We start from the raw sequence: 21,615 nt of genomic DNA, 5'->3' as shown, positions 1-21,615 counted from the left end.
TGTCTGGTCACACTTCGTTCCCGTGCACGTCCACCCGGGGGCAAAACGCGACACATCGACCACTCCCGTCGACACTCTAGTCAGGAGGGCGGCGCGTTCGACGGCGCCGGGGCGGCACCGAGGGGGGCGGCCTGCGAACCGGCGGCGGCCACCGGACCGATAGACGGGGTGTGAGACTGTTCCGCCCCATGAGGGGCCACCGGGAGAAGGACACGGACGCGGCCCTGCTGCGGGCGGTCGCGGACGGCGATTCGACGGCGATGGCCGCCCTGTACGACCGGCACGCGGGATGGCTGCACATGCGGCTCGCGCGGCGCTGCGGCGACTCCGAAGCGGTGCGGGAGGTCCTGCAGGACACCTTTGTGACGGTGTGGCGGTCGGCGGCGGCACACCGCGGCGAGGAGGTCGGCGGCTGGCTGTGGACGATCGCCGCACGGCGACTGGTCGACGCGCGCCGGGCCCAGGAGCGCACCGCACGGATCGAGACGTCGCCGATGGACGCGATACAGGTCGAACATGAATCGTCGGTGGCGGCGCCGTCCACGGAGGAACGGGTGCTCGCGGGGCTGGAGTTCGGCGACGTGGGCGCCGCCCTCGACCGGATCTCCCCAGAATTGCGGGACGTGTTGCGCGCGACGGTCGTCGACGGACTGACCACCCGTGAGACCGCCCGCCTGCTCGGGATACCCGAAGGCACGGTCAAGAGCCGCGCCATGCGCGCCCGCGCCGAACTCCGCTCGGCTCTGGCCCACTTGAGCCCGACACCGCTGGGAGGCCCGGCATGACCGGCTGGCACGCACCCGACGACCTGGTCATCCGCTACGCGGACGACGCGCTGCCGGAGCCGGACGCGTGGTCGCTGGAGAAGCACCTGGAGGAATGCGGCGGCTGCGCGACGCGTGTGTCGCGGGCGGTACGGGAGACGGCGGCGGGCGCGGTCCTGGCCCAGGTGCGGACGGCGGTACTGGCGGCGGCGCCCGTCCCGGTCCCCGCAAGGCGCGTGTCGAACGCCCGACTGTGGTCGTCCCGCGTCCTCCTCCCCTCCTCCCGCCCCCGTCCGGCCCGCATGCTGTGGGCCGCCGGCCCCGCCGTCCGCGGAGCCTGGCCGGCGGCCGTGCTGCTCGTGGCCCTCGGAGCGGTCGCGCTGGCCCACCTGGGCGGTTTCGACGGGACTCGGCCGCTGCTGCTCGCCGTCGCGCCCGTGGTGCCCGTCGCAGGAGTCGCCCTCTCCTACGGGGCGCACGCCGACCCGCTGCACGAGATCGTGACGGCCACCCCCTCCGGAGGCCTGCGACTGGTGCTCACGCGCACGGCCGCCGTGCTGGCCGTGAGCCTGCCGCTGCTGACCCTCGCCGGGCTGCTGCTGCCCGGCTCGGGCGCGCCGGGCGCGGCCGCCTGGCTGCTGCCCGGGCTCGCGCTGACGTCGGCCTCGCTGGCCCTCGGCTCCTACGTCGGTTGCCGCACCGCGACGGCCCTGATCGCGGGCGGTTGGCTCTGCGCCGTGCCGGCCCGGGCACTCGCCGCCCCCGGTGGCCACCCGACGGCCCGCCTCGCCGAGGAACTCTCCCGCTGCCTCGACGGGGCCCCGGCACAGGGCGCCTGGGCGGCCGCGGCGGCACTCTGCGCCGCCCTGCTGGCCGCCCGGCGGACCACTTTCGACCACGGGGAGCAGCGTTGACGACCCGAGAGCCCCTGTCCGAGCCCGTCGGCGCACGCCGCCCGCGCCCATCCGGAGAAGCCTCGAGCACGATACGAGTGACCGGTCTGCGGGTGCGGCACCGCAAGACCGTCGCCCTCGACGGGGTCGACCTCACGTTCGGCCCGGGCGTGCACGGCCTGCTGGGCCCCAATGCCGCGGGCAAGACGTCCCTGATCCGCGTCCTCGCCACGGTGGCCGCACCGAGCGACGGCCGGGTGGAGATCCTCGGAGAGGATGTCGGCGACCACCGCCGTCGCGGCAGGGTGCGCGGTCGTCTTGGCTATCTGCCCCAGGAGTTCGGCTACTACCCGGGGTTCACGGTGCGCGAGTTCGTCTCGTACGTGGCCTGGCTGAAGGAGATGCCCGCCACCGGCACCCCGGCCGCCGTGGAACGGGCCGTGGCCCGGGTCGGCCTGACCGACCGCATCGACGCGAAGATCAAGACGCTGTCCGGCGGCATGATCCGCCGCGTCGGCATCGCCCAGGCCATCGTCAACGAACCGCACGTCCTGCTGTTCGACGAGCCGACGGCCGGACTCGATCCCGAGCAGCGGGTGGAGTTCCGTGCACTGCTGTGCCGGCTGGGCGCCGGCGCCACGGTGATCGTCTCCACCCATCTGGTGGAGGACGTGGCCGCCGCCTGCACCGAGGTCACCCTTGTGGACGCGGGGCGGATCGCCTACCGCGGCACCCCGGGGTCGCTCGCCGCGCTCGGCGGGTCGGGAGAGGGCGGCGGTGACAGCGCGATCGAACGCGGGTACACGGCGGCGTTGCGGGCGCACCGGTCGCCGTCGGCCGTCCGGGAGGTCTCGCCATGACTCTCACGGCCGACGGCGAGAAGCCGTCCACGCGCCCGCCCCACCCCCTGCGCGCCGAAGCCGTCCGCGGCTTCGCTCCCTGGACCGGAGCCGCCGTGCTGCTGACGCTCGGCGTGCTGCTGACCGGCACTTCGGCACGGTGGCAGGGCGGCTGGGCCGAGACCGGCGCGCAGTTGCACGACTCGATGCTCGTGATCGCCCCCCTTGCGGCGGCCGCGGGCTGCCTGCAGGGCGGGCGGGAACGCCGGCGCCGTACCGACGAGCTGTGGGAGACGGCCGTACGCGGGCGACTCGCACGGTTCCTGGCGTCGGCCGTGCCGGTCGCGCTGTGGGCGGCCGCCGGGTTCGCGGCTGCGGCGGCCCTGGCCCTGCTCGCCACCTGGCCGTACGCCCGGGGCGACCGTCCGCACCTCGGCCTGCTGCCCGGGGACGCGGTACTGCTGGCCGCCTGTGCCCTGGTGGGTCATGTCGTGGGTCGGCTCGTGGCCTGGCGGCCGGCGGCCCCCGTGCTGGCGATGGCCGGGTACGTCGGTCTGGCCGTTCCGGCGACGGCTTCCCCGGGGGCCGCCCGCCACTTGGACGCGGCACTTTCGGCGCCGGTCGGTGCGGACCCGGTCTGGTGGCAGCCCATGGTGATGGCTGTGTGGACCGGCGGTCTGGCGTCGGCGGTGGTACTGGCGTACGCCGCCCGGCGGCGGTACACGGCGCTGGTGCCGCTCGCCGCGGCGATCGCCGCCGGCGCGCTTCTGGTGCGGACCGGGGACGGTCTGTGGCACGACGACCCGCTCGCGAGCCGCCAGGTCTGCGACACCTCGACCACACCCCAGATCTGTGTGAACGCCCGCTACGAGGGCCTGTTGCCCCAGGTCCATGAGGCCTTGTCGGACGTCACCGGTCGGCTGGCGGGCGTGCAGAACCTTCCGGTCCGGTTCGAGGACCGTCCGGGCGCGCCGCGCCACGGAGAGGCGCAGTTGCCGATGCTGGCGCCGTTCGGCTGGTCCGTGGTCCGGGGACGGTTGGCCGATCCGCAGCAGTACGCGTGGGAGGCGGTGGCGGAGCTGCAGGACCGCGGCGACTGCGAGGGCACGGTGGACCCGCGCGTGCGCAGGGCGGACGACGCGGTCGAGCACTATCTGGCCCCCAGCCCTCACCAGGGTTACTTCGACGAACTGGCGGCCGAGGGCGGTGCCGCCGAGCGCGCCGAGCTGACGGCCAGGCAACGGGCCAGGGCCCGGCTGGCGTCGATGGGCGAGGAGGAGCGCCGCATCTGGCTGTCGGCGTACTTCGCGGCGGCGGGCGACTGCGGTGCACGGGGGGTACCGGCCCTGTGACGACCACCGGTCTCCTGTTGTACGCCCGCTCCCGCGCGCTGTGGCCCACCCTCGCGGCGCTCGTCGGGACCACCGGATTCGCCGTGTGGGCCGCACACCTCATGGACGCCTACCTGGACCCGTCCCGGCGGGTGCCGGTCGTGGCACTGGCCCCGCTCCTGGCCGCCGCCGTGATCGGTACGAGCCTGTACACGGCGTCCGACGAACTGGACCGCACCGCCGTCCGCCCGTGGTGGCCCCGGCGCCTGGTGCAGTTGCTGGGACTGACCGCAGTGGCGGCTGCGCTGCTGCCGGCGGCCGTACTCGGTGACACGCTCGTCTTCGGGCCGCCCGCCATGATCCGCAACACGCTGGGCAGCACGGGTGTCACGGCGGCCGCGGCCGTGCTGTTCGGCGCACGGCTGAGCTGGCTGCCGGCCTTCGGCTATGTCAGTGCGGTGTACCTGGCCTCCGGCGGGGCGCACGGACCTGCGGTCACGGTGTGGGCGTGGCCGATGCAGCCGGGCACGCAGACGGGCGCCTGGGCGGCCGCCCTGGCCGCCTTCGCCGCGGGCGGCGCCCTGTACACGGCACGCGGAGCGCGCCCCGAAGGGGCCCGCGTCTGAGACGCGGGCCCTCTCTCCGGGTATGCAAAAGCCCGGATCGTCAGGCGGAAATGCCGTCGATCCGGGCCAAGGCGTCGTCCGCGCCGTACGGCTGCAGATATGGCAGCCAGCGCGGGTCCCTATGCCCGGTGCCGATGATGCGCCAGGCCAGCCCTGTGGGTGGAGCGGGTTTGTGGCGCAGGCGCCAGCCCAGCTCGAACAGGTGCCGGTCTGCCTTGACGTGGTTGCAGCGGCGGCAGGACGCCACCACGTTGTCCCAGACGTGCTGACCACCGCGGCTGCGCGGGATGACGTGGTCGACGCTGGTTGCGACGCCACCGCAGTACATGCACCGGCCGCCGTCGCGCGCGAACAGCGCGCGCCGGGTAAGTGGAACGGGCCCCCGATAGGGAACCCGTACGAATCGCTTCAGCCGGACCACGCTGGGTGCGGGGACAGTAACGGTTGCGCTGTGCATAAAGGCGCCGGACTCCTCGAGGCAGATGGCCTTGTTCTCGAGGACGAGGACGAGCGCGCGGCGGAGCGGTACGACGCCGAGTGGCTCGTACGACGCGTTGAGGACCAGGACGTGCGGCACGGATGCCTCCTTGTACGCCGGCGGCGCGTGGCTCGCGCCGGGACGATCTGCAGCCAGTTTCCCCTCATGCCTGGTGGAAGCGCCACCATGTCCCGGTAACGGGCTGGGAGTGTTTTCGACCACACCTGATGCATTCCCCGAGATGCGCCCCCTGACTTCTCCGGGTGAGCACCGTCTCTCCTCGCCCCTTCGGCATGATCCTCACACGATGCCCCGTTAGTGTGGTGGGGCTGCTCATCCGGTGGCCTTTCCGTGACCTCGCCGACCCTGACGACCGTGCCCGCTCGCACCGGAGACAGCCGCTGCACCAGGAGGTACCTGCCGTGTCCCTGACCGCGCTGTCGTTCGGCGCTGCCAGTCCTTCACCGTCCCCGTCGCAGACGACGCCTCCGGCGGTCCCCACACTCCAGGACGCCCAGGAGAGTGCGACGAACGCCGCGAGCTGGGTCCAGCAGAACTGGTCCACGTGGCTCGCCATCGGTCTCAGGGTCCTGCTGATCCTGGTGGTCGCGGCGGTACTGAGAGTGATGGTGCGGCGGGCGATCACCAAGCTGATCGACCGTATGACCCGCACCGTCCAGGCGGTGGACGGCACGGCGCTCGGCGGTCTGCTGGTGAACGCGGAGCGACGCAGGCAGCGCTCGCAGGCGATCGGCTCGGTGCTCCGCTCGGTGGCGTCGTTCCTGATCCTGGGCACCGCGGCACTGATGGTCCTGTCGACCTTCCAGATCAATCTGGCGCCGCTGCTCGCGTCCGCCGGTGTCGCGGGTGTGGCGATCGGTTTCGGCGCGCGCAACCTGGTGACGGACTTCCTGTCCGGCGTGTTCATGATCCTCGAGGACCAGTACGGCGTCGGCGACAGCATCGACGCGGGCGTGGCCTCCGGCGAGGTGATAGAGGTGGGCCTGCGGGTGACCAAGCTGCGCGGCGACAACGGCGAGATCTGGTACGTCCGCAACGGCGAGGTCAAGCGGATCGGCAACCTCTCGCAGGGCTGGGCGACCGCCGGAGTGGACGTGACCGTGCGCCCCAGCGAGGACCTGGACCGGGTGAAGGCGACCCTCGAGGCGGTTGCCGAGCAGATGAGCAAGGACGAGCCCTGGAACGAGCGCCTGTGGGGGCCGATCGAGGTGCTCGGCCTGGACAGCGTGCTGCTGGAGTCGATGGTGGTCCGCCTCACGGCGAAGACGATGCCCGGCAAGGCCCTGTCGGTGGAGCGCGAGCTGCGCTGGCGCATCAAGCGGGCCTTCGACGAGGCGGGCATCCGTATCGTGGGCGGCCTGCCGACGGCCGAGGCACTGGAGGACGCGCCCGACCCGGCGGCCACGGTGGCGGCCCCTTCGGCCTACTCCAACGCGGCGTCGCCGCAGGTGGAGGCGGCCTCGCCGATCACGTCGCCGCGGCCCGCGGCGCGGTAGCGGTCCGACGAGAAGGAGGCGGCGCCCGGTGTCCACCGGGCGCCGCCTCTTCGTGTGCGAGGGCGCGGCAGCCGGGGACACTCCTGGTCGAGGCATGGCGGTCCGCCGGACGAACCGTGCGCGCCACCGTCCCCTGGGGCACCGGCTCCAGCCGTCCGGCCGAGCCGGGCGCCCGCCTTCAAGGCGGTCAGGTAACGAGTTGGTTGCCGCCAGTGGCCGGTATTGACGCCTTCGTAGCGGCGGGCCTACCTTCCTGTCACCAATAGGAAACTTTCCTAACAGTGATCTCCAAGGGCCGCCCCGAACACGGGAAATCCCCCGAACGATCACCCGGTGGACTTCCCGGCGGCCCCGCTGAGAAGCTGGGCCGTTGAAAGGCAGGTGGCGACACACATGGCAGGATCCGCCGGCACGCCGGGCACCCCGCGTGTGTTGCGCGCCATGAACGACCGCGCCGCCCTGGACCTCCTCCTGGAGCACGGTCCGCTCAGCCGCACCCGCATCGGCAAGCTCACCGGACTGTCCAAGCCCACCGCCTCCCAGCTCCTCGCTCGCCTCGAGGCGGCCGGTCTCGTCCTGATGACCGGCACGAGCGAGGGCCGGCCGGGCCCGAGCGCACAGCTGTACGTGGTCAACCCGGCCGCCGCCCATGTCGCCGCCCTCGACGTCACCCCCGAACGCATCCTCGCCGCCGTCGCCGACATCACCGGCAAGACGGTGGGCGAGCACAGGCTGCCCACCCCGGGCCGCCGCCCCTCCCAGCCCGTCGTACGCCAGGTCACCGACGCGCTCGAGGGCGCCGTGAAGGCCGCCGGGCTCGCCGTCTCCGACGTGCACCGGGTGGTCATCGGCACCCCGGGCGCCTTCGACCCCAACACCGGCCGGCTGCGCTACGCCTCCCACCTGCCCGGCTGGCACACCCCCACGCTGCTCGACGAACTCGCGGCCGGCCTCCCGATGCCCGTCGAGTACGAGAACGACGTCAACCTCGTCGCCCTGGCCGAACAGCGGCTCGGCGCGGCCAAGGGCCACGCCGACTTCGTCCTGCTGTGGAACGAGGGCGGTCTCGGCGCCGCCCTCGTCCTCGGCGGCCGGCTGCATCGCGGCTGGACCGGCGGCGCCGGCGAGGTCGGTTTCCTGCCGGTGCCCGGCGCCCCCCTGGTCCGCCAGGTGACCAAGGCCAACAGCGGCGGCTACCAGGAACTGGCGGGTTCACAGGCCATCCCCAGGCTCGCCCGCGAACTCGGCGTCACGGACGTGCCCTCCGGTCCGTACACCGAGGTCGCCGCCACCCTCGTCGCCCTGGGCGCCGACAGCACCACCGGCCCCCACCGACGGCTCCTGGAGACGTACGCGACCCGGCTGGCCACCGGTCTCGCCGCGCTCGTCTCCGTGCTCGACCCCGAACTCGTCGTCCTCAGCGGTGCCTCGCTCACCGCCGGAGGCGAGCCGCTGCGCACCCTGCTCCAGGCCGAACTGGAGGAGCTGGCCGCGTCCCGGCCGCGCCTCGTCGTCGGCGATGTACGCGAACACCCCGTACTGCGAGGCGCGTTGGAGAGCGCCCTCGCGACCACCCGCGACGAGGTCTTCGACACCTCGCGCTGAGCCATGGGCCCCGGCCCCGGCACCCGCTCCGGTCGAACCACACCCAGCCCGTCCCAGGGAGACCCCGTCATGCCCGAAGTCATGCCCAAAGTGATCCGAAAGACGGCTTTCGCCCTCACCGCGTCCCTCGCACTCCTCACCACCGCCTGCACCGGTCAGTCCTCCTCCGGCGCGAACGACGACGCGTCCAAGGAGACCACCATCAACTTCTGGCACGCCTGGAGCGCGCCGTCCGAGACGAAGGCCGTGAAGGATCTGATCGCGGGCTTCGAGAAGGCGCATCCGAACATCCACGTCAATGTCGTCGCCAACATGACCGACGACAAGATGAACCAGGCGCTGCGCACCGGCGGCGACAAGGCCCCCGACGTCATCTCCTCCTTCACCACGAACAACGTCGGCAAGTTCTGCTCCTCCAACGCCCTGATCGACCTCAACCCGTTCTTCAAGAAGTCCGGCGTGGACCCGGACACCACCTTCCCGAAGGCGATGAACGAGTACACCCAGTACGACGGCAACCGCTGTACGGTGCCGCTGCTCGGTGACGCGTACGGGCTCTACTACAACAAGACGGCGTTCGAGAAGGCGGGCATCACGAACCCGCCCAAGACCTGGAGCGAGTTCGAGGCCGACGCCAAGAAGCTGACGATCCCCGACGGGAGCGGCTACAAGCAGCTCGGATTCATGCCGGACTACCACGGCTGGGAGACCACCACCGAGCACTACTTCGCGCAGTTCTCCCCGACGTACTTCGACACGAGCGGCAAGTCCAGCCTCGCCAAGGACCCCGCGTTCAAGGCGGGATTCACGCTCCAGAAGAAGCTGGTCGACGAACTGGGCGGATTCCAGAAGCTGGAGAAGTACCGCTCCAAGCTCGGCGACGAGTGGGGTCCCAAGCACCCCTTCCACACCGGCCAGGTCGCCATGCAGCTGGACGGCGAGTGGCGCCTGGGCATGGCCCTGGACGCCAAGCCGAAGTTCGACATCGGCGTGGCCCCGCTGCCCGTGCCCGACGACCAGGCCGCCCAGTACGGCAAGGGCTACATCACCGGCACCATCGCCGGCATCGCCGCCACCAGCAAGAAGCAGAACGCGGCCTGGGAACTGGTGAAGTACATGACCACGGACACGGACGCGGTCGTCGGCTTCTCCAACGCCATCCACAACGTGCCCTCCACGCTGGAGGCGCTGAAGTCACCGAAGCTGAAGTACGACCCGCGCTTCAAGACGTTCCTGGACATCGCGGCGAACCCGAACTCGACCACGACTCCCGCCTCCATCAACGGCGGCCAGTACCTCGTGACCATCCAGCAGTTCGGCTACGACTACGAGAGCGGCAAGGCCGCGGACCTCGACGCGGGCCTCGCCGGCGCGGCCAAGCAGATCGACACGGACATCGCGCAGGCGAAGTAGCGATGAGCACGATCACCCTCGCGTCGAAGCGCCGCCGGGCGGCGCTTCGCACGCTCGCCTTCATGTCGCCCTGGCTGATCGGCTTCGCGGTCTTCTTCGCGTACCCGCTGATCTCGACGGTCTACTTCTCGTTCATGCACTACGACGGCTTCAGGCCGCCCTCGTGGAGCGGGACGAAGAACTGGACGTACGTCTTCAACGACTATCCCTACTTCTGGCCCGCCCTGCGCAACACCCTGTGGCTGGTGCTCGTCATGGTCAGCCTCCGGGTCGTCTTCGGGCTCGGCGTCGGCATGCTCATCACCAAGATCAGGACGGGCACGGGCGTCTTCCGCACCCTCTTCTACCTGCCCTACCTCGCCCCGCCCGTCGCCGCGACGATGGCCTTCGCCTTCCTCCTCAACCCCGGCACGGGCCCGGTCAACGCGATCCTCGACAAGATCGGGATACCGGCCCCGGGCTGGTTCAACGACCCCGCCTGGTCCAAGCCCGCGCTCACCCTGCTGGCGCTGTGGGGCGTCGGCGACCTGATGGTCATCTTCATGGCGGCGCTGCTCGACGTGCCCAAGGAGCAGTACGAGGCGGCCGAGCTGGACGGGGCGTCGGCGTGGCAGCGCTTCCGGTACGTCACCCTGCCGAACATCTCGCCGATCGTGATGTTCGCCGTGGTCACCGGCGTGATCCAGACCATGCAGTACTACACGCAGCCGCTGATCGCCGGAAAGGTCGCCTCGGGCGTCATCCAGGGCGCCGGGACGCAGTTCGAGCCGGGCTATCCGGAGAAGTCCACGCTCACCCTGCCCCAGCTCGTCTACAACCTCGGCTTCCAGCGCTTCGACTACGGCTCGGCCTGTGTGGTCGCACTCGTGCTCTTCGCCCTGTCGATGGCGTTCACCGCGTTCCTGATGCGGCGCCGGGGCGGCCTCAATCTGGCAGGTGACTGACCATGACCCAAGTACTCGACAAGCCGGTGGAGTTGAGGACGCCCCTCTCGCCGGCCGAACGCACCGCACGCCGCAGGGCCCTCCTCGAGTGGATAGGCGTCCATTCCCTCGGCGTGGCCGCCGCGCTCTTCTTCACCCTGCCGTTCGTGTTCGTGTTCCTGACCTCGCTGATGAGCGACACCCAGGCGCTCAGCCGCGATCTGATCCCGCACACCTGGGAATGGGGCAACTACACGAAGGTCTTCGACACACCCGGCTTCCTCACCTGGTGGAAGAACACCCTGATCTACGCGGGCCTCGGCACCGTCCTGACCGTCGTGTCCTCGATCCCGGTGGCCTACGCACTCGCCAAGTTCCGCTTCCCGGGGCGCAATCTGTCCCTCATGCTGGTGATCTCGATGATGATGCTGCCGCCGCAGGTGATCATCATCCCGATGTACCTGTTCTGGGCGAAGCAGCTGGGCCTGTCCGGCACCCTGTGGCCCCTGATCATCCCCATGGCGTTCGGCGACGCGTTCTCCATCTTCCTGCTCCGCCAGTTCCTGATGACCATCCCCAACGAGTACCTGGACGCGGCGAAGGTCGACGGCTGCAGTGATCTGCGCACGCTGCTCAAGGTCGTCCTGCCGATGGCCAGGCCGGGCATCGCCGCCGTGGCGCTCTTCCAGTTCTTCTACGCCTGGAACGACTACTTCGGCCCGCAGATCTACGCCTCGGAGAACCCCGGTGCGTGGACGCTCAGTTACGGCCTCGAGTCGTTCAAGGGCGCGCACCACACCGACTGGAACCTCACCATGGCCGCGACCGTGCTGGTCATGGCCCCCGTGATCCTCGTGTTCTTCTTCGCCCAGAAGGCGTTCGTCGAAGGTGTCACGCTCACCGGAGTGAAGGGCTAGCAACGCATGAAACTCACCGTGGTCGGCGGAGGCTCGACCTACACACCCGAACTCGTCGACGGGTTCGCACGGCTGAGGGACACCCTGCCCGTGGAGGAGCTCGTCCTCGTCGACCCGGCCGCCGAACGCCTCGAGCTGGTGGGCGGACTGGCCCGGCGCATCTTCGCCAAGCAGGGGCACCCCGGACGCGTCGTGACGACGAGCGACCTGGACCAGGGGGTCGAGGGCGCCGACGCCGTGCTGCTCCAGCTGAGGGTCGGCGGCCAGGCCGCGCGCGAGCAGGACGAGACCTGGCCGCTGGAGTGCGGCTGCGTCGGCCAGGAGACGACCGGCGCGGGCGGTCTCGCCAAGGCCCTGCGCACGGTGCCCGTGGTCCTCGACATCGCCGAACGGGTCCGCAACGCCAACCCGAAGGCCTGGATCGTCGACTTCACCAACCCGGTCGGCATCGTCACCCGCGCCCTGCTCCAGGCAGGCCACCGCGCGGTCGGGCTGTGCAACGTGGCGATCGGCTTCCAGCGGTCCTTCGCCCGCCTCCTCGGTGTCACACCCGCCGACGTCCATCTCGACCACGTGGGCCTCAACCACCTCACCTGGGAGACCGGTGTGCGCCTGGGCGGCCCCGAGGGCGAGAACGTACTGCCCAAGCTCATCGCCGAGCACGGCGACTCGATCATCGAGGGCATGGGGCTGCCTCGCGCCCTCCTCGACCGGCTCGGCGCGGTCCCCTCCTACTACCTGCGCTACTACTACGCGCACGACGAGGTCGTACGGGAACTGAGGACGAAGCCGTCGCGCGCCGCCGAGGTCGCGGCCATGGAGCGGCAGTTGCTGGAGATGTACGGCGATCCGGCGCTCGACGAGAAGCCCGCGTTGCTGGCCAAGCGCGGGGGCGCCTACTACTCGGAGGCCGCGGTCGACCTCGCCGCGTCCCTGCTGGGCGGAGGGGGTTCGCCCTACCAGGTGGTGAACGCGTACAACAAGGGCACGCTGCCCTTCCTGCCGGACGACGCGGTGATCGAGGTGCAGGCGGCCGTGGGGCCCCAGGGCCCGGCCCCCCTGCCCGTGGCGGAGGTGGACCCGCTGTACGCGGGCCTGATGGCGAACGTGACGGCCTACGAGGAGCTGGCCCTGGAGGCGGCCCTGCACGGCGGCCGTGACCGCGTCTTCCGGGCGCTGCTGGCCCACCCCCTCGTCGGTCAGTACGCGTACGCCGACGCCCTCACCGATCTGCTGATCGCGCACAACCGGGAGCACCTCGCGTGGGCCTGACCGCAAGTGTCCTCGCCATCGACGCGGGCAACAGCAAGACCGACGTCGCCGTCGTGGCAGGCGACGGCGAGGTCCTCGGCACCGCGCGGGGCGGGGGCTTCAGGCCACCGGTCGTGGGTGTCGAGACGGCCGTGGACGCCCTGGGCGAGGTCATCGGGCAGGCCTTCGCCCGGGCCGGGGTCACCGCGGCCGACCATGTCTCGGCCTGTCTCGCCAACGCCGACCTTCCGGTGGAGGAGGAGCAGTTGGCGGCCGCCCTGCGGGCACGCGGGTGGGGCACGACCGTGGAGGTGCGCAACGACACCTTCGCCATCCTCCGGGCCGGTGTCTCCGCGCCCCGGGGGGTCGCGGTCGTGTGCGGGGCCGGCATCAACTGCGTCGGTATGCGTCCCGACGGCCGCACCGCCCGCTTCCCGGCACTCGGCCGCATCTCCGGTGACTGGGGCGGTGGCTGGGGCCTGGCGGACGAGGCCCTGTGGTGGGCGGCCCGCGCGGAGGACGGCCGGGGCGGGCCCACCGAGCTGGCGCGCGCCCTGCCGGCGCACTTCGGGCTCGACTCCATGTACGCGCTCATCGAGGCGCTCCATCTGGAGCACATCGAGCACGGCCGGCGGCACGAGCTGACGCCGGTGCTGTTCGCCACCGCCGGGCAGGGGGATCCGGTGGCGCGCGCGATCGTCGACCGGCTCGCCGAGGAGGTGGTCGTCATGGCGACGGTCGCGCTGACCCGTCTCGAGCTGCTCGACGAGGAGGCGCCGGTCCTGCTCGGCGGCAGCATCCTCGCCGCCCGCCACCCCCAACTCGACGACCGCGTCCGGGAGCTGCTGACCGCCCGCGCGCCCAAGGCGGTCCCCCAGGTGGTCACGGCCCGACCGGTCCTGGGCGCCGCCCTTCTGGGCCTGGACCACGAACGCGCGGCGGGGCGGGCGCACGCGCGGGTGCGGGCCCACTTCGAGCGCTAGCAACCCCCGGCTCGAGGCCCGGCGCCACCCCTGGGAACCGAACACAGGCACGTCGCGTATTCATGAGCGGGGGTGGTGCGCGGCAACGGCGTGAACGGGCATCTGCACAAACGCTGCGATCCGGAAACAAGATCGTATAAAGGCCTGTGCGGATACCCGTCCCGGCGGCGATACTTGCCGCCGTACACCTGTGTCCGCTCCCACGCTCCGGGCGGAGGCGACCGACGGATGACCATGGGGGAGGTCGAGTGACACACCCGCAGCAGAGCGGCGCGCCACCCGCGACGCCCACGATGCCCAACGCACCGGCGCGGGCCACGGCGGGGTTCGCGGGGGGCACTGCCGCCGTGCCACAGGACCCGCCGGGGCCGCTTCGCCGCACGGCCTTCGCCGAGGGCGCCGACCGGCTGCGCTCGGCGGCCACCACCGAGCCCGGCCGGCTGCGCGTCATCGGTGCCGTCCTCGCCCTGCTCGTCATCGCGTTCGGGGCCGTCACCGCCTGGCAGATGACCGATCGCTCGAACGCCGCCGACGACGTGCTGCACAGCAGCCAGCCGCTCAGCGCGGGAGCCGCGGACATCTACCGCTCGCTCGCGGACGCCAACACCACCGCCTCCAGCGGCTTCCTGGCCGGCGGCCAGGAGCCCGCAGCGACCACCGAGCGGTACGACCGGGACATCCGGACGGCCGCCGCCGGGCTCGTCACGGCGGCCGCCAGCACCGAACCGGGCTCGCCCTCCGCGGCCACCATCACCAAGCTCAACAAGCTGCTTCCGGAGTACAAGGGCCTGATCGAGCGGGCCCGCGCCAACAACCGGCAGGGCTTCCCGGTGGGCGGCGCCTATCTGCGGGCGGCGAACGAGGTGATGCAGAAGCAGATGCTGCCGGCCGCGCAGGACCTGTACACCAAGGAGAACGAGCGGCTGCGCTCGGACTACGCCGACGCGACCCCCTACCCGTGGTTCGCCATCGCCCTCGGAGTGCTGGCCCTCGCGGCCCTCGGCTGGGCGCAGCGGCGCAACTACCGGCGGACGAATCGCCTGTTGAGCCGCGGGCTGGTCGCCGCCACGGCCGCCTCGGCGATCGTCCTGCTGTGGACGGTCGTCGGCCACAGCGTCGCCCGTGCCGGGCTCAACGCCTCGTACGACCACGGCGTCCGCTCGCTGAACGTGCTGCACGACGCGCGCATCGCCTCCCTGAACGCCCGCGGCAACGAGAACCTGACCCTCGTCAGCCGGGGCGCCGAGACCAAGCAACTGCCCGACGGGACGGTCGAGGACGCGTACGACTACGCGTTCCAGCAGGACATGAAGACACTCTCCGCGGGACTGGCCAAGGCCGTGACACTCGCCGACGACGGGACGGGCAGGGCGCCCGTGACGGCTGCCACCGGCAATATGAAGGTCTGGCAGCAGCGGCACAAGCAGGCCCGCGCCGCCGACGACGACGGCAACTACCAGGCCGCCCTGAACAAGATCATCGGTTCCGCGGCCGACCAGCCGACGGGTGAGTGCTTCGACAGCGTCGACGCGAACCTGGCGAAGGCGCTCGGCCACGAGGAGAGCGAGTTCCAGCACCGGGCGGGCGACGGCCGGAACGCGATCGCCGGACTGCCGGTCGGCGCGGCGGTCCTCGCGGTGCTGGCCGCGTCCGGCGCGCTGCTGGGCATCGGCCGCAGGCTTTCGGAGTACCGGTGAGAGGGGGACCGGCGATGATCGCTCGACGCCTGAGGGCGAGCCTGAAGGGCTGGGGCGGTGTGGGGGCCATGCTGAGCGTCTGCGTCCTCGCCGTGGCCTTCGCCCTGCTGCTGCCGCTGGCCCATGCGCCCGTGGACTCCGCGCCCGGCGCCGGGAGCACAAGGCTCGCCGAGGCCACCCAGGCCAAGGCCGACACCTGCGGCAAGCACCCCGAGCAGCTGAGCCCGCCGCCGTCCGGCGACGACAGCGGCCGCGCGGTCACGGCCGTCAAGCAGCGCGGCTATCTGTCGGTGGGCGTCGACCAGAACAGCTACCGCTGGGGCTACCGCGACCCCAACACCGCGGGCGGCGACCTCGAGGGCTTCGACATCGACCTCGCCCACGAGATCGCGCGGCAGCTCCTCGGCGACCCGAACGCCGTCCGCTTCCACGCGATCCCCACCAACCAGCGCATCCCGGCGATCAAGAGCGGCCAGGTGGACATGGTGGTGCGGACCATGACGATCACCTGCGACCGGCTGAAGGAAGTCGCCTTCTCCGACCCGTACTTCGCGACCGGACAGCAGGTCCTCGCCCCCAAGGCCTCCGCCATCACGGGCTACGACTCGTCGCTGGCCGGCAAGAAGATCTGCACCGCGGAGGGGTCGACGGCCAACACCGCGCTGACGCAGGACAAGAAGAACCACAGGCTGGCGGCCTCCACGGACATCTCCACCACCGTGCCCAACCAGCTCGACTGCCTGGTCAAACTGCAGCTGGGCCAGGTCGACGCGATCGTCACCGACGGCGCGCTCGCCGCGAGCCAGGCGGCCCAGGACCCGACCGTGGAACTCAAGGGGAAGCCCTTCACGACCGAGTACTACGGCGTGGCGATGAACAAGGGTGCCGAGGATCTGGTACGCCGGGTGAACCAGGTGCTCGTGGACTACCGCAAGAACGGCTGGCAGACCTCGTACGACACATGGCTGTCCCCGACGCTGGGCACGGACTCGGCGTCGTCACGGCCGCCTTCCTCCTGACCGAAGCAACCGACCTGATACCACTGGAGAGTTACCCCGGCGCACCGGACACGCGCACTGGGCACGACAGGACGAGAGGTGATCGATGGGCGTCACGGGACCCACCGGGCCGGTGCTGGACCGGGACGAGGTGGACCGTGCGCTGGCGCGGCTCGGCGCGGAGCACGAGGCCATAGAGACCTCACTCCTCTCCCTGCAGGACCACGCGGGCCGCAGACTCCTCGAGGGCGCCGAGCTGACGGGCGTCACCAAGGAGCGCTGGACGTCGGCGGAGGCATCGATCACCCTGCTGTGGACGTACTTCGACGCCTACACGGGCGCGCTGCGCCGCGCGCGCGAGATCCGCACCCGGCGGCGCTGGTCCAGCCGCGAGGACCTGGTCGAGCTGACCGAGCTGCTGCGCGGCACCGGCGTCACGGTCGCAGGCGGTGCGGCGAACACGTCGGCGGGCGCCCCGCGGCTCAGCGAGCAGTTCACGCTGGCACAGCTCGTGGAGCGGATGAACGACCTGTACGCCTCCTCGCTCGACATGGTCGTCGCCGCCGACGCGGTGTGGTCGGCCCTGCCCGCCCGGATCGATCTCCTGGCCGCCGAGTTGCAGCGCACCCGGCAGCTCTCGCACTCCGTGGGCGTGCGTCCCGGTGAGCACCCGGCGGGCGACGACCTGGAGCGCATCACCCGCACGCTGACGCACCTGCGCGAACAGGTGATCTCCGACCCGCTCGCCTACTGGGTCCCGTCGCAGGGGAGTTCGGCACCCGGCGGCGGCAGGCCGGACACATCGACGTACGACCGCGAGGCGCGCGCCCTGGAGGACGTGCGCCGGGAGATCGACGCCGTGCTCGCCGTCCGCCAGGACGCGGAGACCCGGCTGGTCAGGCTGCGCGACCTGCTCAGCCGTGCCGATCGCACACTGGCCGAGGCCCGCAACGCACGCGGTGAGGTGCTCGCGAAGATCGCCGCCTCGGAGGTGCCCGCGGTCAGCGGTCCGCCGACCGCGCTGCAGGAGCAGCTGGCGACGGCCGCCGACTACCGCCGGCACGCGCAGTGGCACCGTCTGTCGCCGCTGCTGGAATCGCTGGAACAGGACGCCGAGGAGGAACTGCTGCGCGCCCGCGAGTCGCTGACGGCGGTCACCGCCCCCCTCGCGGTCCGTGCCGAGTTGCGCGGCCGGCTGGACGCGTACAAGGCGAAGGTCGCCCGGCACGGACTCGCGGAGGACCCGCTGCTGGTCGAGCGGTACGACGCGGCACGCCGCATGCTGTGGAGCGCGCCGTGCGACCTCAGGGTCGCCGAAGAGGCGGTGCTGCGCTACCAGCGGGCGGCCGCTGAACTGCTCGGACCGCGTGTGCCCCGGCAGGGCGAGCCGGCCGATCGTAGGGGGGAAGCATGAGTCGGGCTGGGCAGAAGTGCCAGCGCCCCGGGTGCGAGGGTTCGTACGAGGACGTGGGCGGCGGCGAGCTGTACTGCGACACGTGCGGGCTCGCGCCGGTCGTCGCGGCGAACGGCGCGGTCGGCTCGCCGGCCACCGGGATCACAGCCGGCGGCAAGGGGTCCGACGGTGACAGTTCGCGCTCCAGTTCCCGTACGTCGTCACGGTCGTCCCAGTCCCGGCGCTCGGTGTCGGGGCGGCTGACGGGCAGTTCCACCGGCCGCTCGGTGTCGGTGCGCAGCTCCGGCACGGCGAGCGGGAGTTCGGGCCGCGCCCGGCTCGGCCTCGGCCTGGTGCAGGTGCCGGACGTACCACGGCCCGACCCCCGGGCGATGGTCCTCGAGAACCCCGAGGTGCCCGAGCGCAAGCGGTTCTGCTCACGCTCCGACTGCGGCGCCCCGGTGGGACGTTCGCGCGGCGAGCGGGCCGGGCGCACGGAGGGCTTCTGCACCAAGTGCGGCCACCCGTACTCGTTCGTGCCCAAGCTGCATGCCGGGGACATCGTGCACGGCCAGTACGAGGTCGTGGGCTGCCTCGCGCACGGCGGGCTCGGCTGGATCTATCTGGCGGTGGACCGCGCGGTCTCCGACCGATGGGTCGTCATGAAGGGCCTGCTCGACACGGGTGACCAGGACGCGATGGCCGCGGCGATCTCCGAGCGGCGGTTCCTCGCCGAGATCGAGCACGCCAACATCGTGCGCATCTACAACTTCGTGGAGCACCTCGACCAGCGCACCGGCTCCCTCGACGGCTACATCGTCATGGAGTACGTCGGCGGCAAGTCGCTGAAGGAGATCGCCAACGAGCGCCGCACACCCGACGGAAGACGCGATCCGCTCCCCGTCGAGCAGGCGTGCGCGTACGGCATCGAGGCGCTCGAGGCCCTCGGCCACCTGCACAGCCGCAATCTCCTGTACTGCGACTTCAAGGTCGACAACGCGATCCAGACCGAGAACCAGCTCAAGCTGATCGACATGGGCGCCGTACGCAGGATGGACGACGACGAGTCGGCGATCTACGGCACGGTGGGCTACCAGGCGCCCGAGGTCGCGGACGTCGGTCCGTCGGTGGCGAGCGACCTCTACACGGTCGCGCGCACCCTGGCGGTGCTCACCTTCGACTTCCAGGGCTACACGACCGTCTTCGCGGACTCCCTGCCCGACCCGGACACCATCGACGTGTTCCGCCGGTACGAGTCCTTCTACCGTCTGCTCGTCCGGGCCACCGACCCGGACCCGGCCCGCAGGTTCGCCTCGGCGCAGGAGATGACGGAGCAGCTGACGGGCGTGCTCCGGGAGGTCGTCGCCGTCCAGACCGGTCGCCCGCGGCCCGCCCTGTCGACGCTGTTCGGGCCCGAGGTCAAGGTCACGGACAGTGAGATGTTCCCGAAGCTGGACGAGGACGTGTCACGGCTGGGCGCACGAGTGGTGCCCTCACGGCGCAGGCCCGTGGCGTCACCGGCCCCGGCCGGCTCCCTTGCGGCCGCGACCCCGGCCGGGCCCATGGTGCCCGCCCCCCGCTCCGGCGGGGCCTCTGACGCCGGAGCAACCGGCGCTGTTGCCGCGCCGGCCCTCGTCAAGCCGGTCGACACCTCCGCCGCCGCCCTCGCGCTGCCCGTCCCGCTGGTCGATCCGGGCGATCCCAACGCAGGTTTCCTGGCGGGTCTGATGGCGTCCGCACCGGGCGAGCTGATCGCGGCGCTGCGCGCTGCACCCAACAGCTCCCTGGAGCTGCGACTGCGCGAGCTGCGGGCCCGGCTGGAGATGGGCGAGGCGGCGAGTGCGGGGCGCGCCCTGCAAACGCTGGAGGCCGACCACCCCGACGACTGGCGGGTCGTCTGGTACCGCGGTGTCACCGCGCTCGTCACCGGCGACCACGAGGCCGCCGCGGTCGCCTTCGACGCGATCTACGACGCCTTCCCCGGCGAGCCCGCCCCGAAGCTGGCCCTCGCCCTGTGCGCCGAGGTCCTCGGCCAGCTCGACAACGCCGCCGAGTACTACCGCCTCGTGTGGAGCACCGATCCCAGCTATGTCAGCTCGGCGTTCGGACTGGCCCGCGTCCAGTTCGCGGCCGGCGACCGCGGCGACGCCGTGCGCACGCTGGAGTCCGTGCCGGAGGCGTCCATCCACTACACCGCCGCCCGGGTCGCCGCCGTACGGGCGCGGCTGCGGCAGCGCGCGGGCCGGGTGCCCGACCCGGCCTTCCTGGACGATCTCGTCGCCGCCGCGGGCCAGATCCAGGCGCTCGAGGAGTACGGCCTGGACGCCGTACGGCGCGAGCAGTTGTCCACAGAGGTCCTCGGCTGCGCCCTGGACTGGGTACTCTCCGGTAGCCAGGGCCCGGAGCCGTCCGCCGAGGGCGGACGGGCACTGCTCGGCAGTGATCTGGACGAGCGTGGCCTGCGCTTCGGCCTGGAGCGCTCGTACCGCACGCTGGCCCGGCTCGCGCAGGGCAGCGATGAGAGGATCGACCTGGTGGAACGTGCCAACCGTTACCGCCCCCGGACGTGGGTGTGATCGATGTCGCAGATGCCCCAGTCGACGGCGCTTTCCAGGTGCCCCAGTTGCGAGGAGCCCCTCGAGTCGGGTGACCGCTTCTGCGGCGCCTGCGGGTACGACCTCTCGGTGGTGCCGGCCCCTCCGCCGGACACCCCGACCCTGACCATGAACGGCATGGCACCGCACCCCCGTTCGGAGACGGCCCCCGTCGACTGGCCGACCGCTCCGGAGGCGGGCGGCGCGAACACGCCCGCCGCGGTGCATCTGCCGTCCGACATCCAGGGCACCGACTCGGGCGGCTCCCAACTGCCCACCACGGCCCCGGCCAAGGACGTGTCCAAGGGTGTGCGGTTCGACCGCCCGTCGGACGCCGACGACTACCACCTCGCGGCACCGCAGCCCGTCGACCCGCGCACGTCGGTCCCGTCGACTCCCCCGGCCGGCACGAAGGTCTGCGTGGCCTGCCGCAGCGGCCAGGTGGACAGCGACGGCTACTGCGAGAACTGCGGCCATGCACAGCCACGCGAACGCGACCATGTCGAGCAGGAGTTGGACGCGGTCGCCGCGGTCAGCGACCGGGGCCTGCGCCACCACCGCAACGAGGACGCGTTCGCCGTCTCCTCGACCGCGCTGCCCGACGGCTCGCCCGCCGTCGTCGCGGTCGTCTGCGACGGCGTCTCCTCGGCGACCCGGCCCGACGAGGCGTCGATCGCCGCCGCCGCGGCCGCGAACGAGGCGCTGCTCGCCGCCCTGCCGCGCGGCACGCATCCCCAGCAGGCCATGCACGACGCGATCATCGCCGCGTCCCACGCCGTCAACGCGCTCGCCACCGAGCCGGAGACGGCCCAGGAGCACTCACCGCACCAGAACGCTCCCGCGTGCACGTTCGTCGGCGCCGTCGTCACCACCAGCCTGCTCGTCGTGGGCTGGGTCGGCGACAGCCGCGTCTACTGGATCCCCGTCGACCGCAGCGCGCCCCCTGCCCGCCTCACCGAGGACGACTCGTGGGCCGCTCAGATGGTCGCCGCAGGCCTGATGAGCGAAGCGGAGGCGTACGCCGACGAGCGCGCCCACGCGATCACCGGCTGGCTCGGCGCCGACGCGTACGAACTGGAGCCGCACACCGCTTCCTTCAAGCCGGACCGGCCCGGTGTGGCGGTGGTCTGCACGGACGGCCTGTGGAACTACGCCGAGGCCGTCGAGGAGATGGCCGAGGCGGTGCCGTCCGACGCCGAACGGCGTCCGCTGCACGCCGCCCAGGTACTGGTGGGCCACGCTCTGGACGGCGGGGGCCACGACAACGTAACAGTGGCGGTCCTGCCGTTCCCGGCCCCGCTCCAGGGGGCAGGATCCGCCTGAGGCGTGTCCGGGGGGACACACCCGGTGCCGGCGGGACCGGCCACGGGACCGGAGGGGACCGGTCCGCAAC

The 21,615-nt window shown here is 71.9% G+C and carries 18 protein-coding genes; 17 read left to right on the top strand and 1 reads right to left on the bottom strand.

Features of this window, described 5'->3' with window-relative positions:
• The first annotated feature begins 188 nt into the window (after positions 1-188).
• The 5 genes from ACSHXN_RS26415 (at position 189) to ACSHXN_RS26395 (ending at position 4,453) form a co-directional block, all read left to right on the top strand.
• Positions 189-785, top strand: a complete 597-nt coding sequence (locus ACSHXN_RS26415) for an RNA polymerase sigma factor (RefSeq protein ID WP_355140160.1) — start codon at positions 189-191, stop codon at positions 783-785.
• Positions 782-1,678 carry a zf-HC2 domain-containing protein gene (locus ACSHXN_RS26410; protein ID WP_356293632.1) on the top strand — a complete coding sequence of 299 codons (897 nt, stop codon included), beginning with the start codon at positions 782-784 and terminating at the stop codon, positions 1,676-1,678. The genes ACSHXN_RS26415 and ACSHXN_RS26410 overlap by 4 nt, the downstream gene beginning before the upstream one ends.
• 77 nt (positions 1,679-1,755) lie before the next feature.
• On the top strand, positions 1,756-2,517 hold the full coding sequence (locus ACSHXN_RS26405; protein WP_355140158.1) for an ATP-binding cassette domain-containing protein: 762 nt from the start codon (positions 1,756-1,758) through the stop codon (positions 2,515-2,517).
• Positions 2,514-3,848 (top strand): hypothetical protein, encoded by a 1,335-nt coding sequence (locus ACSHXN_RS26400; RefSeq protein ID WP_438303822.1) that lies wholly within the window; start codon positions 2,514-2,516, stop codon positions 3,846-3,848. Before ACSHXN_RS26405 ends, ACSHXN_RS26400 begins: the two co-directional genes overlap by 4 nt.
• Positions 3,845-4,453 (top strand): hypothetical protein, encoded by a 609-nt coding sequence (locus tag ACSHXN_RS26395; protein WP_355140156.1) that lies wholly within the window; start codon positions 3,845-3,847, stop codon positions 4,451-4,453. The genes ACSHXN_RS26400 and ACSHXN_RS26395 overlap by 4 nt, the downstream gene beginning before the upstream one ends.
• Before the next feature lie 40 nt (positions 4,454-4,493).
• On the opposite strand, the gene ACSHXN_RS26390 is transcribed toward ACSHXN_RS26395, so the two are convergent.
• Positions 4,494-5,030 (bottom strand): HNH endonuclease, encoded by a 537-nt coding sequence (locus ACSHXN_RS26390; protein ID WP_331267001.1) that lies wholly within the window; start codon positions 5,028-5,030, stop codon positions 4,494-4,496.
• Positions 5,031-5,353: 323 nt separating this feature from the next.
• On the opposite strand from ACSHXN_RS26390, the gene ACSHXN_RS26385 reads away from it, so the two are divergent.
• The 12 genes from ACSHXN_RS26385 (at position 5,354) to ACSHXN_RS26330 (ending at position 21,545) form a co-directional block, all read left to right on the top strand.
• Positions 5,354-6,448, top strand: coding sequence for a mechanosensitive ion channel family protein (locus ACSHXN_RS26385; RefSeq protein WP_355801953.1), 1,095 nt, complete (start codon positions 5,354-5,356; stop codon positions 6,446-6,448).
• 393 nt (positions 6,449-6,841) lie between these two features.
• Positions 6,842-8,053: an ROK family transcriptional regulator gene (locus ACSHXN_RS26380; RefSeq protein ID WP_355140154.1), complete on the top strand. Its 1,212-nt coding sequence runs from the start codon at positions 6,842-6,844 to the stop codon at positions 8,051-8,053.
• 81 nt (positions 8,054-8,134) lie between these two features.
• Positions 8,135-9,466 carry an ABC transporter substrate-binding protein gene (locus ACSHXN_RS26375; RefSeq protein ID WP_438306502.1) on the top strand — a complete coding sequence of 444 codons (1,332 nt, stop codon included), beginning with the start codon at positions 8,135-8,137 and terminating at the stop codon, positions 9,464-9,466.
• A gap of 2 nt (positions 9,467-9,468) precedes the next feature.
• Positions 9,469-10,410: a carbohydrate ABC transporter permease gene (locus ACSHXN_RS26370; RefSeq protein ID WP_355140153.1), complete on the top strand. Its 942-nt coding sequence runs from the start codon at positions 9,469-9,471 to the stop codon at positions 10,408-10,410.
• 2 nt (positions 10,411-10,412) lie between these two features.
• Entirely contained in the window at positions 10,413-11,306 is an 894-nt protein-coding gene (locus tag ACSHXN_RS26365) for a carbohydrate ABC transporter permease (RefSeq protein WP_355140152.1), read from the top strand.
• A gap of 6 nt (positions 11,307-11,312) precedes the next feature.
• Positions 11,313-12,578 carry a 6-phospho-beta-glucosidase gene (locus ACSHXN_RS26360; RefSeq protein ID WP_355140151.1) on the top strand — a complete coding sequence of 422 codons (1,266 nt, stop codon included), beginning with the start codon at positions 11,313-11,315 and terminating at the stop codon, positions 12,576-12,578.
• Positions 12,569-13,540 (top strand): N-acetylglucosamine kinase, encoded by a 972-nt coding sequence (locus tag ACSHXN_RS26355; protein ID WP_355140150.1) that lies wholly within the window; start codon positions 12,569-12,571, stop codon positions 13,538-13,540. Before ACSHXN_RS26360 ends, ACSHXN_RS26355 begins: the two co-directional genes overlap by 10 nt.
• A 248-nt stretch (positions 13,541-13,788) precedes the next feature.
• Complete coding sequence (locus ACSHXN_RS26350) at positions 13,789-15,237, top strand: hypothetical protein (protein WP_438303819.1); 1,449 nt, start codon at positions 13,789-13,791, stop codon at positions 15,235-15,237.
• A 14-nt stretch (positions 15,238-15,251) separates the two neighbouring features.
• Positions 15,252-16,256, top strand: coding sequence for a glutamate ABC transporter substrate-binding protein (locus ACSHXN_RS26345; RefSeq protein ID WP_355140148.1), 1,005 nt, complete (start codon positions 15,252-15,254; stop codon positions 16,254-16,256).
• A gap of 85 nt (positions 16,257-16,341) precedes the next feature.
• The gene (locus ACSHXN_RS26340; protein WP_438303818.1) at positions 16,342-17,649 is read left to right on the top strand and encodes a hypothetical protein; all 1,308 of its coding nucleotides are present in this window, start codon (positions 16,342-16,344) and stop codon (positions 17,647-17,649) included.
• Positions 17,646-20,204 carry a tetratricopeptide repeat protein gene (locus tag ACSHXN_RS26335; protein WP_438303817.1) on the top strand — a complete coding sequence of 853 codons (2,559 nt, stop codon included), beginning with the start codon at positions 17,646-17,648 and terminating at the stop codon, positions 20,202-20,204. The genes ACSHXN_RS26340 and ACSHXN_RS26335 overlap by 4 nt, the downstream gene beginning before the upstream one ends.
• A gap of 3 nt (positions 20,205-20,207) precedes the next feature.
• On the top strand, positions 20,208-21,545 hold the full coding sequence (locus ACSHXN_RS26330; RefSeq protein ID WP_355140145.1) for a PP2C family serine/threonine-protein phosphatase: 1,338 nt from the start codon (positions 20,208-20,210) through the stop codon (positions 21,543-21,545).
• Positions 21,546-21,615: the final 70 nt, after the last annotated feature.

Source organism: Streptomyces sp. HUAS TT11 (genome assembly GCF_051553595.1).
GTDB lineage: Bacteria > Actinomycetota > Actinomycetes > Streptomycetales > Streptomycetaceae > Streptomyces.
The sequence above is the reverse complement of the archived record's forward strand: the minus strand, read 5'-3'. Positions and strand labels throughout refer to the sequence as shown.